Raw genomic sequence first — 14,722 nt, forward strand, 5'->3', positions numbered from 1 at the left:
GAGGAGAGCAACATGGCCCCCCCCTCCAGGCCCCGGGATTTCCTTGGCATCCGCTGGAAGATCCTGCTTTTGGCAGGTCTGGTATTGTGCGTGACCGGCAGTCTCTTGATCTGGCAACAGTACCATGCCGAGATGCGGCAGTTCGAGGCCGATCAGGCCAGCCAGCGTCGACGCACCGAGGAGCTGGTCGACCGGCTGTTCGAGCTACAGTCGGAACGGCTGCAGATGCAGGCGCGCATGTTTGCCAGTATCCCCAAGGTCAGACAGGATATGGCCTCCCACGATGCGACCGACTTGGCGCAGGCCATCGACCCCCTGTGGTCCGAGCTGAATATGGGCCAAGGCCTGCTGGATGTCAGCATCTACGATGAACAGCAGAACCGGCTGGTCAACCGAGGCGAGCGCAAGACGACCTTGCAAGTGGGGATGGCCAAGATGGTCGCCTTGCACGAGACTCCGTTAAGCTGGCTGGAATGCTCCGAGGAATGCGCCTACCAGTCCGCCATCCCGATCACCTACCGTGGCAACACGCTAGGTGTCATCGCCGTGCAAGGCAGCCTGGAGAACATCATCCTCGACCTGCGACAGCTGTCTGGGGCTGAAGTCGCGGTGTTCACCGGCCACTCCGACCACCCCGATTCCCCGCTGCGCGGAATGAGCCTTTTGACCGCCAGCGGCGGCGAGGCGATGCGTGAATTGCTGCACTCAGCCACCTCGATCCCGTGGCAGAACAACCACACACAGATAAACCACGGCGAACAGGTATTCCAGTTGATGTTGCTGCCGGTACCGGCAAGTAACGGCGTACGCGCTTATCTGGCGTTCTCCGCCGACATCACCTCACAGGTCCGACTCATCCAGACCACGGCACAACGCAGTGTGCTGCTGGGTAGCGTGGCCTTGGCATTGGCGCTGCTCCTGCTCTATCTGATGCTGAGACCGACCATGCGCCGCATCGAACACGTCACTGGCATCATGCCGCTACTGGGCGAGGAGCGGTTCGGCGAGATCCGGGATAGCTACTCGAATCGGCCACGCAGTCGTTTCCCGGACGAAACCGATGAACTGGAAGAACTGGCGGTCACCCTCTCCAACCGGCTCGAAGGGTTGCGCAACGAGTCGCGCGAACATCTGCGCGACCTGGCCACGCAGGCAAAACTGTTGGAACAGGAGCGCGACCTGTTCACCAGCCTGTTCAATACCGCCCCCGTATTGATCCTCACCTATGGCCGGGACGGCTGCATCCGCATGGCAAACGAAGCCGCACAGCAAATCGGCGACATGGGTGAACTCGGACTCATCGGTCAGGATTTCGCCACCTTGTTTCTGGATGCCTGGCAACGCCCTAGCCATGCAGCCGAGATGGCGAGCATGGTCTCGGGCGGCATACACCACGGGGAATCGAGCCTGGAATCCTTCGACGGACAGAAACACGACATCGTCTGGTTCCATACCCGTCTGGCCCATGAGGCAGGCGGAACGCCCGCCTATCTGTCGGTAGGCATGGATGTCACTGAGCACCGGCAAATCAAACACCAACTGCACAAACTGGCCGAATGCGATGTGGTCACCGGCCTGCTCAACCGCCGCGCCTTCAAACGGGAACTCGACCAGCTATTGTCCACCACCACGTACGGGGTACTCCTGGTCTGCGACCTGGACCAGTTCAAGGTGATCAACGAAGCTGGCGGTCATGAAGCAGGTGATGCCATGCTGATGGCTTTGGCCGAGTATCTGGAGGCACTTGTACCCTCGCCCCGGCTGATGGCCAGACTGGGCAGCGATGAGTTCGCGCTGATGTACCCCGCACTCACCATCACCGAGGCCATCGGATTGGCCCAGCGCTTGAACCACATCAGGCCCCAATGCGCCGAATCCCAGCTCATGCCCCACGTCCTGTCGACCTGCGTGGGGATAGTGAACTTCCCGGAACACGGCGGCGATTCCGATACCTTGCTGGGCAGCGCCCAGTTCGCCCTGCTCCAGGCACAGAACCGTGGGCATGGTTCCTGGCACCTCTATTCCGCCGACGACCCCCAGCGCAGTTCGATGGGCAAACGGGCCTACTGGAAACGGGAAGTCGAGCAGGCGCTGGAGGAAGACCGTTTGGTCCTGCACTATCAGCCCATCCGCAACATCATCAAGGGCACCATCAGCCATTACGAGGCACTGGTGCGTCTGGTCGGTGCAGACGGCACACTGATCATGCCCGGAGAGTTCATCGATGCAGCGGAGAGCACCGGCCTGATTCGCCGGGTCGATCGCTGGGTGGTCAACGCCGTGGCGGAGTTCGTCGCCGGTCGGCCCGACATCAAGGTGGCGCTCAATTTGTCAGGACGCAGTTTCGACGACGATTCTGTCTTCGAGATCGTCAGGACAGCGCTCAAGCGCCATGGGGTCGAGGGAAAAAACATACAGCTCGAAATCACCGAGACCGCCGCGCTCGGGAACATGAGCAAGGCCACCCGAACCATGGAGAAGTTACGCAGCCTGGGCTGCGCCTTCGGCTTGGACGATTTCGGTGTCGGCTACAGCTCCTTCCAGTACCTGAAGGAGTTGCCGATGGACTTCGTCAAGATAGATGGCTCGTTCATCCGGGGACTGACCCGTAACGCCGACGATGCCGCATTCGTGCGCGCCCTGCACAATGCGGTCAAGAGCTATGGCAAGACCACCGTGGCAGAGTTCGTGGAAGATGAGGAGACACTGGCCCTGCTGCGCGAGATCGGGGTCGATTGCGCGCAGGGCTATCTGATCGGCCGCCCCTCGCCCAAGCTGATCAATTAGTGCGGTGACGGAACACGAACAGACGCAGTGCCAGGAACATGGCGACAATGTAGACCGCTGTTGAGCCGGCCTGGGCCCACATCTCATGGATGCCCGCCTGCAAGGCGAAGCGCAGCACCAGCAGGTTGATGACAAAGCAGACACCGAAGGCCATGAGATAGCGGGCACCTTGCGCGCTCATCTTCCCTTCGTGACGGAAGACGAAGCGGCGCGACACAAAGAACCCCAGCACCAATCCGACCAGATAGCCCGCCGCATTGGCCGCATAGGGCTGGAAACCCAGCGCGGTGAGCCCGAAGATCGTGGAGAAACCGGCCACGGTATTAAGCGCACCCGAAAGCGAGTAGCGCGACAGGATGCCAGCTTCATGTTTGAGTCGGGACATGGGTTTCAGCTCCGCCGGTCGCTTAGGGTCGGGCCGTTCGGAAGTTGCGGCCGGTAGATCTCTACACACTCTTGCGCCACCTCGCTCCAGCCATGCCGGAACGCGGGTACGGGATCGCTCCGCTGCAATTGCCGTTCCACTGCCTGCACCCACTGCGACAGCTCCGCACCCAGTGGCAGCACCACACCGGACTCCGCTCCGACCTGGGCGGCCGCGCCGCAGGCATCGGACACGACCACCGGAACGCAGGCCGCCATGGCTTCGGAAATGACCATGCCATACGGCTCTGCCCTGGCCGGATGCAGCAGCACGTCGAAGTCGCGCAGATGGTCGGCGTCGGTGCGCCAGCCCAGCAGGCGGAAACCGCCTTGCCAGCCAGCGAACAAGTGCTCTATCTCGTCCGGTCGGGGCCCGACCACCCAAATCTCCAGCTGCGGGCGCTTGCGTCTCAAGTGCGCCGCGATGTCGACCGCCAGCGACAGTCCTTTGCGCTGCCATTCCTTGCCCACAAAGCCGATCACGCCGCCATCGGCCATAGGATGGCGGAACGGGCGTAGCACGCCGGGAGCGACGCCGGGCACCACCGGGGAGGTCAGTTTGTGGGCATATTCAGGGTAGTAGCGGGCCAACAGGCCCCGGATCACCTCGGAGTTGGGGATGATGGCCTGCGCCCGATCCAGTTCACGCCGCTCCAGATATAACTGCGCCCAAATACGCAGCGAGAGCTTCTTCCACCAGGGACGTTCGCGCACGCTGGCAAAGGGCGGGCCGTGAAACGTGGAGACGTGATGCACACCGACGCGCTCATGACTGTGGATCAGCCAGCCCGGATGGGGGTGGGCCGCCAGCCAGCGATCGACGCGCCGGGAAAAACGCCAGTAGTACAGCCAGCGTGGCCGATAGACCATCGTCCCCAGAGCATGGACCTCGATGCCCGCCGGATGCGTGACGTCGCAGCGCTCACACACGACCATGACCCGATGCCCCAGTGCGGCCAGCTCGCGGGTCAACTCCCAGACATAACGCTCGGAGCCGCCGACCGGGCCGTAGCGACGCACGATATGAATTATTTCCATCTACTCTCTGCAAGCGGCGCGCACCGTTATAAAATGAGCGCCATCCAACGATCTACAATGAAGTGTCGCGGATAGTATAACAACTCGTCCCGAACCGAACCCGAATCTGTACCGATCGTCACAACCCGACTGGAAGCCCATGTTCTCTATCCTGATCCCCACCTGGAACAACCTCGCCCTGCTGCAACTATGCGTGCGCAGCATCCGCGAGAATTCCCGCTATGACCACCAGATCATCGTGCATGTGAACGATGGCAGCGATGGCACCTTGGCGTGGGTGCAGGAGCAAGGCCTCTGCCATACCCGCTCGCCTGAGAACATCGGCATCTGTCTGGCCGTTAACGAGGCGGCGATGCACGCGACGCAGGACTACATCCTGTATCTGAACGACGACATGTATTGCTGTCCGGGCTGGGACACGGCGCTGGTGAACAAGCTCCAGCAGCTGGACAGCGACCTGTTCATGCTGTCCGGCACCATGATCGAGCCGCGCGACACCCACAATCCCTGCGTGATCGTCCATGACTATGGCGACGACCCGGCCAATTTCGCGGAAGCGCAGTTACTGGCCGATCTGCCCGCTTACCGCAAGGCGGACTGGTGCGGCTCGACCTGGCCGCCGACCCTGGTGAGCAAGCGCTGGTGGTTCAAGGTTGGCGGCTACAGCAGCGAATTTTCGCCGGGGATGAGCAGCGATAACGACTTCTCCATGAAGCTATGGCACGCGGGCTGCCGGGTCTTCCTCGGCGTAGGCGACTCGCTGGTCTATCATTTCCAGTGCAAATCCACCGGCAAGGTCAAGAAGAACAACGGCGGCAAGCAGTTCCTGCACAAATGGGGGATTCGGCAGTCGGTGTTCGACCATTACTTCCTGCGGCGCGGTCTGCCCGCACAAGGGCTGAACTTGGAAGAGCCGGAAGACACCCGCGAATTCCGCTGGCAGCTGATGCGCAGCCGGTTGAAGCGGGCATTGAGTTAGGCCGATGTTTGCCCGGAACGCAACCGGGCGAGCTTGTGATACTTCAGATAGGTGGTACGGGCGTTCATCGCCGCGATCTGCCAGCCCGTCCAGCCATCCAGCACCCCGAGCTTGAACAGATAGGTGCGCACAAACGCCCACGCGCCGCGCAGGGGCGCCGTCATCGGCCAGGCCGACCTTCCGTTCTGGAACATCTGCTGTGCCGCCGCCGAGGAATAATGCTCCACCTTGCGTTCGACATCCTGTCGGCTCAGGTAGCTGTAGTGCAGCAAAGGGTGTTCGAGCATACCTGCCTTGCCCGGAAGTTCGACCCGCTCATGCACCAAGCTGTCGGAGAAGCGTCCCTGCGTGCGCCTGAACAGGCGCAGCACAGGATCAGGATACCAGCCGGAATAGTGGACAAACTTGCCACAGAACTGGGAAAGTCTGGGCATCCGATACCCGTCGCAACGCCCCTCCCGGATAGCCGCCTCGATGTCCTGCCGCAACTCGGGTGTGACGCGCTCATCGGCATCCAGCGACAACACCCATTCGCCCGTGGCGTAGCCTAGCGCCCGATTCTTCTGCGGGCCGAATCCCGGCCAATCATAGCTAAACACCCGATCGGTGAACTCCCGCGCCATCGTCAGCGTCTCGTCCGTACTGCCCGAGTCCACGACGATCAACTCGTCCGCCCACGACACCGAAGCCAGGCAATCGCGGATATTGGCGGCCTCGTTGCGGGTGATGAGGATGACGGAAAGCGTTGTCGGCATCATGCCCGTCCCGGCGCTTCCGGTTCGCCCAGTCTGGCGAACAGCCAAGCAGTGAAGAAGGCAAAGAACAAGCCCTCGGTGTGATCCAGCAGCATCGAGTTGAACACGCTGGTCAGACTGTAAGTCAACACCAGCCCGCGCGCCGCATCACGCTCGAAAGCTGGCAGGCGAGCGGCACAACGCCAAAGTGTAACGAACAGATAGATCAACATGACCGGGCCGAGAAACCCAAGCTGAACGGCCTGCATCAGGTATTCATTGTGGGGATTTTCCACCAAATGCGTGGGGTCGACATCGGGAAGCTGGCCGTAAGCCCGGGCCAGTCCGCCGGTCCCGTATCCCAGCAGCGGCTTGTCGGCGATGAGGGTCAACGAGTTGGCGTACAGACTCAAGCGCGTGCCCATAGAATTCTCCTCATCGAACTTGCCGGGCTGCCACTGCTGCACTTCAGTCAGCGCCGTAGTCACCCGGTCATGGACCCGGGGGATGCCCTGATAGGCGGACATCATCAGCGCGAGGGGGAACAAGATCAGAGCAGCGTATGCCGCCAATTTGCCACGTACACCCAAGCCGTGGCGCAAAATCAAGCTGTTGAGTCCGGTCCAGCCCAACCAGCCTAGTAGTACAAGCAACGTCAAATAACCCGTCCGTCCATTGAGCATGAGCAGGACATCGGCAACCGCTTGTGCTGCCAGCAGGTACATCGCCCAGCGCAGCCGCGCCGAGTCAATCTGGCGCGCCCAAAGCAGCAACAGGAAGCTGGCATAGGGTGTCATCAGTCCCTGAGTGATGTAACTATGGAAGATGCTGGGATTGTCCACCTGCGCCGAGGGACCCACCAGAAACCGGACCCCGTGAGTGAGCGGCAACAGCCTCAGCCCTATCGCCCAGGACAGCGCCCAAGCGATGAGCATGATGAAGATGAAGGCCCGCAGACTACGCGCCCGCGTCACCGGCTCGCGGAACAGCAGCATGAACAAGGGGATCAGCGCCAAATCGACATACTTGCCCAGCACACCCAACGCCTGCCCCCAAGGCGCATCTCCCCAGAGCGTACCGAGCAGCAACAAGCCGAACATAATCACGGCCACCCTTGCCACAGGATTCTGGCGGATCAGCTCCGGCAAGTCCTTGCCGTACGCGGGCAGAGCCACCAACAGCAGCAGCCCCAGCACAAGATTGTTCAGCGCCACCTGCTGGGGAAGCGTAAAAGCCAGAGCGACGGCCAACCACTGGGCGGTGCGCTGTAGAGTCAAGGGAAGCGACTCAATGGCTGCGCTCATCCGGCGCATACTCCGGCACCCAGCGCACCAGTGCTTGCTTGACCGCCGCATCGCTTTGCTGCGGCGCAGCTGCCCAGCCCAGCAGCGCCTGCGGGAAGTCCGGCTCAGCGGCACGCGCCTGAGCGATGCGCAACTTGGCATGCGGAGTGGGCAAGGTATGCTCGTTGTCCGCCAGCAACTCTTCGTACAACTTCTCGCCGGGTCGCAATCCGCTGAATTCGATCTTGATCTCGTCCTCGCTCAGGCCGGACAGGCGGATCAGTTCCTTCGCCAGATCGACGATCCTCACCGGCTCGCCCATGTCCAGCACGAAGATTTCGCCGCCCTGCCCCATCAGCCCGGCCTGCAACACCAGCTGGGCGGCTTCGGGGATAGACATGAAGAAGCGGGTGATCTCGGGATGCGTCACCGTGACCGGCCCGCCCTTGGCGATCTGCTCACGGAACTTGGGAATCACGCTGCCGTTGCTGCCCAGCACGTTGCCGAAGCGCACGATGACGAAACAAGTGCCTGTCGCCTGTTGCAGACTTTGGCAGGCCATCTCCGCCAAGCGTTTGCTGGCTCCCATCACATTGGTCGGATTGACGGCCTTGTCGGTGGAGATGAGCACGAACTTGTCCACCCCGTGCCGTTGCGCAGCCTGGGCCACCCGCCAGGTGCCCAGCACGTTGTTCTGTATTGCCTGCCAGGCATTGTGCTGCTCCATCAGGGGGACATGTTTGTAGGCGGCGGCATGGAAGATCACGGCGGGCTGCCAGCGGCTCATGACCTCGTCGAGCCGGGCCGAGTCTCGCACATCACCGATCAGGTACTCGCAGCGCAACCCGGGCAGACTGACGCGCAACTCCTGCTCGATGGTGTACAGCGCGAACTCGCCCTGATCGTACAGCAGCAAGGTGGATGGCCCGAAACGGGCAATCTGGCGGCACAGCTCGGAGCCGATCGAACCGCCCGCGCCGGTGACCATGACGACCTTATCGGTCAGCAACTGATGCAAACCGGCATCGTCCAGCTGCACCGGGTCGCGGCCTAACAGGTCATCCAGTTCGACCTCGCGCAACTGCGACACCGATACCCGTCCACTCAACAGGTCATCGAAGGAAGGCACGGTGAGTACTTTGACTCCGGCCTCCTGACACAAGTCGATGGCACGCTTGCGCTGTTGGTGCGAGGCCGAGGGCATCGCGATGATGGCCTGACGGACATCGGCCCGCTCAGCCCAAACCGACAGACTTTCCAATGTCCCCAATACTCTGATGCCATTCAAGGCACGCCCAACCTTGTTGCCGTCGTCATCCAGCATCCCCACCGGATGCCACGCTTTGCTACGCAATAACTCCCTAGACAAGCTGACGGCAGCGTCTCCCGCACCGAGAATCAGCACCGGCTCGCTCAAGAGGTCCACCCGATCAGAGAATTGCCACTCCTTCCACATCCGGTAGAACAAGCGGTCACCGCCCATGATCAATATCAGCAGGAGCGGGTCAAGCAGCAACACCGAGCGGGGAATAACAGCTTGATTGCGCAGCATCCAGAAGAGCAACGGGATAGCAGCCGCAGAAATCGACACTGCCAACAGGATGCGGCGAAAATCGTTCAAACTGGCATATCGCCATATGCCCAGATACAGTCCGAAGCGCCAAAACATCAGCCCCTGTAGTGGCACAACCCAAATCAGGGTATTCCACATCTCGGCCAGAAAGTGCGGCGGTAGCTCCAGATTGAAGCGCAGCAGATACGCCAACACCCAAGCCAGCGCCGAGGCAACCAGATCATGAAGGATCGCCAGCAAGGTACGCGGATTAGTTGGTCTGATCACGTCGAAACTCCTGCCAGCGGGCGTCCACCGCCCACATCAGCAACACATATAGGCCCGCCAGCGCGGCAACAGCCATCCAAGGAAATACCGGAGCCGCACTGGCCCAGACCGCCAGCGTGCCGGAAAGGAACATCAGTCCATATTCGGCGAACGCGACCTTGCGATGGCCCCAGCCCGATTGTACCAGTCGCTGATAGTAATGTTCCCGATGCGCCTCGGTGACCTTGGCCCCGCGCAAGGATCGCCGCGCCAGAGTCACCGTCGCATCGACGATGAAGGGCGAGAAGACGATCAGCGGGAACCAGAACGGCCAGAGCGACTGCTGCCAGCCCACCATGCCCATGACCGCCGCCAGGAAGCCCAGCGGAATGGAGCCAGAGTCTCCCATGAAGATCCGAGCTGGGTGGAAGTTGTAATACAGGAAACCCAGTGCTGCCGCACCGATGGAGAAATTCAACATGGCGTGCGCTTCACCGCCAGCCATCAACGCTGCCACGCCATACGCCGTGAAGCCGAAGAAGGCCATCCCGCCCGCCAGGCCATCCGAGCCATCCATGAAATTGTAGAGGTTGGTCATCCAGACGATGGCCAGCAACAGCACGGGGAAGAGCACGGGATGTTGCCAGGCGAAACCGGAGCCGACCAGCGTGACCAGCGCCGCCATCATCTGTCCGAGCAAACGGGTCCGCACCGGCAGGCCGCGCAGATCATCCAGCCAGGACACAGCGACCAGCAGCAACATCGGCACGACCACCCACCAGAACAGCGCACCAGGCATGAACGCCCAAGCAGCACAAATACCGCCCATCATGCCCAGCCCGCCGATGCGCGGGACCGGTATCGTATGCAAGGAGCGCTCGTTGGGTACGTCCTGAACCAGCCGTCCGGTCTTGGAGACCAGCAGAATGAGCGTCAGCAGCATGGTGACGAGTGCCGCCACCACCGGGGAGTAATGTGTCATCTTTTGACCGTTTTGAACCAGTTCGCCGTGGCCTGCAAGCCTTGCTGCAGGGGATAAGGAGGGCACCAGCCCAACTCCCGGCGGATTTTATCATCGTCTATCCGCAGCGAGCCGACCAAGCGCGCGATCTGGGCGGACCGACCGCTCACCCTGCCGACCAATTCCAACGCCATCACCGGGATCGGCAGCATACGCGGCCTCACATCCAGAGCGCGCGCCAACTGTCGCACCAGCTCCGAGGTGGAGAGTGGCTCGCCATCCCGCACCAGATAGGTCTGCCCCACCGCCCCCGGGTGGGTCGCGCACAGGATCAGCAGATCGACCAGATTGCCGACGTAGATCAGATCACGCGCGTTGTGGATGGAACCGATGGGCAGCGGCACGCCTTGGGCGACGGCGCGCATCAGCGCGATGAAGTTACCCTTGACTCCCGGCCCATAGACCAGCGGCGGGCGAACGACGACCACTTCCAGTCCGGTCTCGCGAGCCAGCTGATGCAGCGCCTGCTCCGCCTCCCATTTGGACACGCCGTAAGGATCCTGCGGGTGTGGGCACGCGGTCTCGTCATACGCTGTCGTGGCCGGAGTCTCCTCACCGTTGACCTTGATCGAACTGACATACACGAAACGCTTGACCCCCGCTGCTACTGCGCTGCGCGCAAGGCGCATGGTCCCCTCGACATTCACCTTGCGGAACTCCTCCAGCGGATCTGCCGAAGTGTCTCGCATCACATGGACCCGGGCAGCCAGATGAACCACGACATCCATTCCCGCCAGTGCCGCAAACCAATCGGGAGCGGCAGCCTGCACAACGATATTCTCCACTCCGCCATCGAACTCGGCAGGCGCGCGGGTGACCGCTCGCACGGCATAGCCTCGCGCATGAGCTTCCGCACAAAGAACGCGCCCGACAAAGCCATTAGCGCCCGTCACCAACATGCTTTTGCCCATGAGCGTCATCGCCGTATCAGCTCCAACACTTTCGCCGGGTATTTCGACAACACTTTCAACGTATTGGTCTTTATCCCGTTCTCCCGGCAGGCGCGCAGCACTTCGCGGTTGAGCAGCAAGGTGTTCCGCCACCCGCCGGTGCTTACTCCGCCGGTCTGCATGTGCACGAACACTTCCTGCACATAGCGGGAGCGCAGCACATCGCCGTGGAATGCCCGCGCGATGAACTCGAAATCGCCTGCGATCCGGTAGTCCGTGCGAAACTTGCCCACCCGGCTAAACACCTCGCGCTTCAGGAACAGTGCAGGATGGGCGGGCATCCAGCCCCAGGCGATCCGGGCCGGACTAAAGCGGGCCGAGCTGTAGCGGCGTATCAGCCGCCCCGGATCTTCTGCACGAAAGAACGCCACATCACCGTACAGGGCATCTAGGTTGCCGGCTCTCATTTCCTTGACGACATCTTCCAGAACCCGAGCATGGGCATAGATGTCATCAGCATTCAGGAATCCGATGAGATGCCCGGTCGCCAGGCTTATGCCCTTGTTCATCCCATCGTAGATGCCATGGTCCGGCTCGGAGATAAGGCGCGCCACATGCGTCCCGTCGCGCCTGACTATCGCGACCGTCCCGTCCTTCGAGCCTCCGTCGATCACGATGTGCTCGATATCGGGGTAGGTCTGCTCAGCCACAGAACGCAAGGTCGCCGAGATGGTGGCGGCGGCGTTGTAGGCGACGGTAACGATACTGATCTTCATGTGCGGGCCCTGACGATGGCCTCGACCAGATCGGCGAACTCGCTACCGAACCGGCAGACCCGCGCCTCTGCTTGCTGGCGGGCAAGGCTGGCCGCCGCCACACGCTGCGGTGCACTCAATACGGGAAAACCTTGCATCGCGTCAGCCAGCGCGAGTGCCGAATAGCGATCGAAATAGCTGGCATCCGCCCCCATCTGCTCGCGGTGCACGGCCAGATCCGACAGCAGCATCGGTGTACCTATCGCGCGCGCCTCTTCCACCGTGGTGCTCCAGCCCTCGAACAAGGACGGATTGAGCAAGGCGGTACAGGACTGCATCAGTGCGGCGAGATGGGGGTATGGGATCAGCCCAAGGAAGCGCATCTCTCCCTGAACGCCCAGCCGCTCGACCTGTGCCTGCAAACAGGGAAAATGCTCCGGGTCGCGCGGGTCGCTCTGCATGCCGGAAGCGGCCACGACCACGCGCTCGCCACGCTCGCGCAAAATCGCCAAAGCTTCTACCACAAGCGCATGATTCTTATGCTTCCAGAACTGGTTAGGCATGAAGAAAAAGCGCTCTGGCAAGGCATACTCATTGGCGATTCGGCGCGCCGCGTCCTGCTCCATCGCCGCTCCCGGAGGGACGGCAAAATGCACAACTTGCGTCCGACTGCGCGTGGATGGATAGTAACGCTCACAGGCCACACGGGCATCCTCACTGCTCAGCATGACGAAGCGCCGCCCGATCACCTGGGCGATGAAGCCGATCTCGCGCTTCCAGCGCCCCTGCCAGGTGAACATGTGAGGCAACTCGCGATGCTGGAAGTCGGGTATCCAGGCGATGGCTGGCAAGCCCAGCCGCCAGCCGAAGAACTGAGCGTTCTCGAACACCGCGTCGATCCGATGATGCCGGAAAAGCTCGGCCACAGCCATGTCCTTGCCCCAAGCGATAGCTTGCAGCAACGAGCGCCCACGGCGCGAAGCATCAAGCAGGGGGGTGCGGACGAACTCGACTCCCGGGATCGCGGCCAGCGCCTCGATGTCTGTCCCCGTCATGCTTGCGCCCACGAAAAGTACCGGGGTCAGGCGCCGGCCTTCGTGCTGTGCCAGTACTTGCAACAGGTTGCGCAGGTAATTGAATCCGCCAGTCCACGTCTTGCCACCGATCAGGGTAAAGGCGACTCTCGTCAAAACTCATCTCCACTCGAAGTCAGATACCAGCCGACATACTCGGCGATACCTTGTGCGACAGGCAGGATGTCGCCTATCGCCAGAGTTCGCATCCTGGCATTGTCGGCCACCAGGCTGAATGGGTCACCGGGTCGGGACCGGCCATTGAACGAGACCGTGCGAGACTCGCCCCGTGCGCGTTCCCAAGCGGTCAGGACGTGCCCGGCGATCTCGCTGACCGGCGTTACCGCACCGGATGCGACGTTGATGACGGGGGCGTCCGCTCCAGCCAACTCCGGCAGCCGTCCCAATACCCTGGCCACATCACGGACATCGACCCAGTCACGCAACTCCTTACCCGTCCCACCCAATTCGACCGCGCCACCCGCTGCCAGTTTGCAGCACAGATCCCACAGCAATTGTTTCTTCAACCCCGGCCCGTACACAGAGAACAAGCGTGGCAGCACGACGGACAGTCCGAAGTTAGCCGCATAGGAGCGACACAACTCCTCCATCATGAACTTATGCGCCCCATACGGAGAATAGGGCATCGTCGCCGCGCGCTCGGTGATCGCGCCTTCGTGGCCGGCACCGTACACCGCTGCGCTGGACACGGCGACCACCTTGGCCTGAGGGGCGTGCTGGCGCAGCCATTCCAGCAAGGTCGCCGTGGTCACCACGGTACGCGTGAAGTCTTCCAGCGGATTGGCGATCGCGGCGCCGACCGACGAGCCGCCCGCAAGGTGGAACACCACGTCCGGCGAACCGCCCGCCTGCTGCATCTGGTCCAGATTACTTGCGCTGATCTCGCCGTTGATCCAGGACGCTATGCCCCAGTGTCTGGCCTCGATCGCCGGCCAGGCGCCGTGACCTATACCGGCAACCAGATTGCCGTGCGAAGCCAGATCCCTGGCCAGATAGCGACCGATGAAGCCACGCGCACCTGTTATCCAGATAATCATCTTGGCTTATTTGCCACAAAGGAATAAAGGCGACCGGGGCGATGGTCGACATATTCCATGACTCGACTGACCATCGGCCAGACACCCGGCACAGCGAGCAGCCCTCGCAGCAATGCCCGCATTCCGGGAATGCCCAAACTGATGCGCTTTGCCAACTCTCCCTGGAACTCGGACAGGCTGTAGGGCGCAAAATTGACCGGACTGCGCCAGGGCGTGAGCACCGTCGAGGCAGCAAAACCGGCGCGCTCCAGCGCCGCGACATACTGGCCCAGCTGGAACGCATTCTCTCCACCATAAAGGTGGTGCAGAGGATGGATCTCGAAGAACTTCGGCAAGTCCTCGGGACGCGAGATGACATGCTCGCGCACGGCGATCAAGCGTCCACCCGGCTTGAGCACACGCATAAATTCGCGGCACGCCCCCTCCAGGTCGCGCGTGTGATGCAACACCGCACGGGCGAACACTACATCGAATGTCCCGTCGGGGAAGGGCAAACGCTCGGAGAACTCCTCAACGACACGTATGTTCAGTCCGGCCTCTTGCGCCAGTCCGCGTATCGCCCCTCCGCCCACGATGTCGCTGGGATCGGGCTCCAGAGCGGTGACCGCAAATCCATCGCGTGCCATGGCATAGCTGGCAATACCGCGCCCGGCACCAACATCCAGTGCGCTACCCGACGCTCCGGCAAGCAGACTGCGGATGGCACCCCACTCTTCGCTCTGCCAATAGCGTTGCGCAGCGACGATCAGCGGGTCGTCGTAGTAACAATCCCTCACCAATTGCAGTTTGTCCGGCTGTCGGCGCAGCGACTCTACCGCCTCTTCCCAGCTGGAATATTTCTTCTCATCGCTCATCGGCAGCA

The 14,722-nt window shown here is 61.8% G+C and carries 13 protein-coding genes; 2 read left to right on the forward strand and 11 right to left on the reverse strand.

Features of this window, described 5'->3' with window-relative positions; translation table 11 throughout:
• The first annotated feature begins 12 nt into the window (after window positions 1–12).
• A complete protein-coding gene (locus tag DM08_RS03230; RefSeq protein WP_035383188.1) occupies window positions 13–2,787 on the forward strand; it encodes a bifunctional diguanylate cyclase/phosphodiesterase in 2,775 nt (924 codons plus the stop codon).
• Here the strand turns inward: DM08_RS03230 and DM08_RS12175 are convergent.
• Both DM08_RS12175 and DM08_RS03240 read right to left on the reverse strand, forming a co-directional pair.
• The gene (locus DM08_RS12175; protein WP_051937767.1) at window positions 2,780–3,172 is read right to left on the reverse strand and encodes a GtrA family protein; all 393 of its coding nucleotides are present in this window, start codon (window positions 3,170–3,172) and stop codon (window positions 2,780–2,782) included. The two genes, DM08_RS03230 and DM08_RS12175, sit on opposite strands and share 8 nt — an antisense overlap.
• Before the next feature lie 5 nt (window positions 3,173–3,177).
• Window positions 3,178–4,248 (reverse strand): glycosyltransferase family 4 protein, encoded by a 1,071-nt coding sequence (locus tag DM08_RS03240; RefSeq protein WP_051937768.1) that lies wholly within the window; start codon window positions 4,246–4,248, stop codon window positions 3,178–3,180.
• Between the two features lie 139 nt (window positions 4,249–4,387).
• Here DM08_RS03240 and DM08_RS03245 point away from each other — a divergent pair, with 139 nt between their 5' ends.
• Window positions 4,388–5,227, forward strand: a complete 840-nt coding sequence (locus DM08_RS03245; protein ID WP_035383189.1) for a glycosyltransferase family 2 protein — start codon at window positions 4,388–4,390, stop codon at window positions 5,225–5,227.
• On the opposite strand, the gene DM08_RS03250 is transcribed toward DM08_RS03245, so the two are convergent.
• Genes DM08_RS03250 through DM08_RS03290 form a run of 9 tightly spaced genes read right to left on the reverse strand, consistent with a single transcriptional unit; the run spans window position 5,224 to window position 14,714 of the window.
• Window positions 5,224–5,985 (reverse strand): glycosyltransferase family 2 protein, encoded by a 762-nt coding sequence (locus DM08_RS03250; RefSeq protein WP_237560208.1) that lies wholly within the window; start codon window positions 5,983–5,985, stop codon window positions 5,224–5,226. The genes DM08_RS03245 and DM08_RS03250 overlap by 4 nt on opposite strands.
• Window positions 5,982–7,265 (reverse strand): O-antigen ligase family protein, encoded by a 1,284-nt coding sequence (locus tag DM08_RS03255; RefSeq protein ID WP_035383190.1) that lies wholly within the window; start codon window positions 7,263–7,265, stop codon window positions 5,982–5,984. The genes DM08_RS03250 and DM08_RS03255 overlap by 4 nt, the downstream gene beginning before the upstream one ends.
• A complete protein-coding gene (locus DM08_RS03260) occupies window positions 7,249–9,084 on the reverse strand; it encodes a polysaccharide biosynthesis protein (RefSeq protein WP_035383191.1) in 1,836 nt (611 codons plus the stop codon). The genes DM08_RS03255 and DM08_RS03260 overlap by 17 nt, the downstream gene beginning before the upstream one ends.
• On the reverse strand, window positions 9,068–10,045 hold the full coding sequence (locus DM08_RS03265; RefSeq protein ID WP_035383192.1) for an MraY family glycosyltransferase: 978 nt from the start codon (window positions 10,043–10,045) through the stop codon (window positions 9,068–9,070). Before DM08_RS03265 ends, DM08_RS03260 begins: the two co-directional genes overlap by 17 nt.
• A complete protein-coding gene (locus DM08_RS03270; RefSeq protein WP_035383193.1) occupies window positions 10,042–11,004 on the reverse strand; it encodes a UDP-glucose 4-epimerase family protein in 963 nt (320 codons plus the stop codon). The genes DM08_RS03265 and DM08_RS03270 overlap by 4 nt, the downstream gene beginning before the upstream one ends.
• The gene (locus DM08_RS03275) at window positions 11,001–11,750 is read right to left on the reverse strand and encodes a glycosyltransferase family 2 protein (protein WP_035383194.1); all 750 of its coding nucleotides are present in this window, start codon (window positions 11,748–11,750) and stop codon (window positions 11,001–11,003) included. Before DM08_RS03275 ends, DM08_RS03270 begins: the two co-directional genes overlap by 4 nt.
• Window positions 11,747–12,919, reverse strand: a complete 1,173-nt coding sequence (locus DM08_RS03280; protein ID WP_035383195.1) for a glycosyltransferase family 4 protein — start codon at window positions 12,917–12,919, stop codon at window positions 11,747–11,749. The genes DM08_RS03275 and DM08_RS03280 overlap by 4 nt, the downstream gene beginning before the upstream one ends.
• Window positions 12,916–13,860, reverse strand: a complete 945-nt coding sequence (locus DM08_RS03285) for an NAD-dependent epimerase/dehydratase family protein (protein WP_035383196.1) — start codon at window positions 13,858–13,860, stop codon at window positions 12,916–12,918. Before DM08_RS03285 ends, DM08_RS03280 begins: the two co-directional genes overlap by 4 nt.
• Window positions 13,857–14,714 (reverse strand): class I SAM-dependent methyltransferase, encoded by an 858-nt coding sequence (locus tag DM08_RS03290; protein WP_035383197.1) that lies wholly within the window; start codon window positions 14,712–14,714, stop codon window positions 13,857–13,859. The genes DM08_RS03285 and DM08_RS03290 overlap by 4 nt, the downstream gene beginning before the upstream one ends.
• Window positions 14,715–14,722: the final 8 nt, after the last annotated feature.

The organism is Ferriphaselus sp. R-1 (assembly GCF_000746095.1).
Taxonomy (GTDB): Bacteria; Pseudomonadota; Gammaproteobacteria; order Burkholderiales; family Gallionellaceae; genus Ferriphaselus.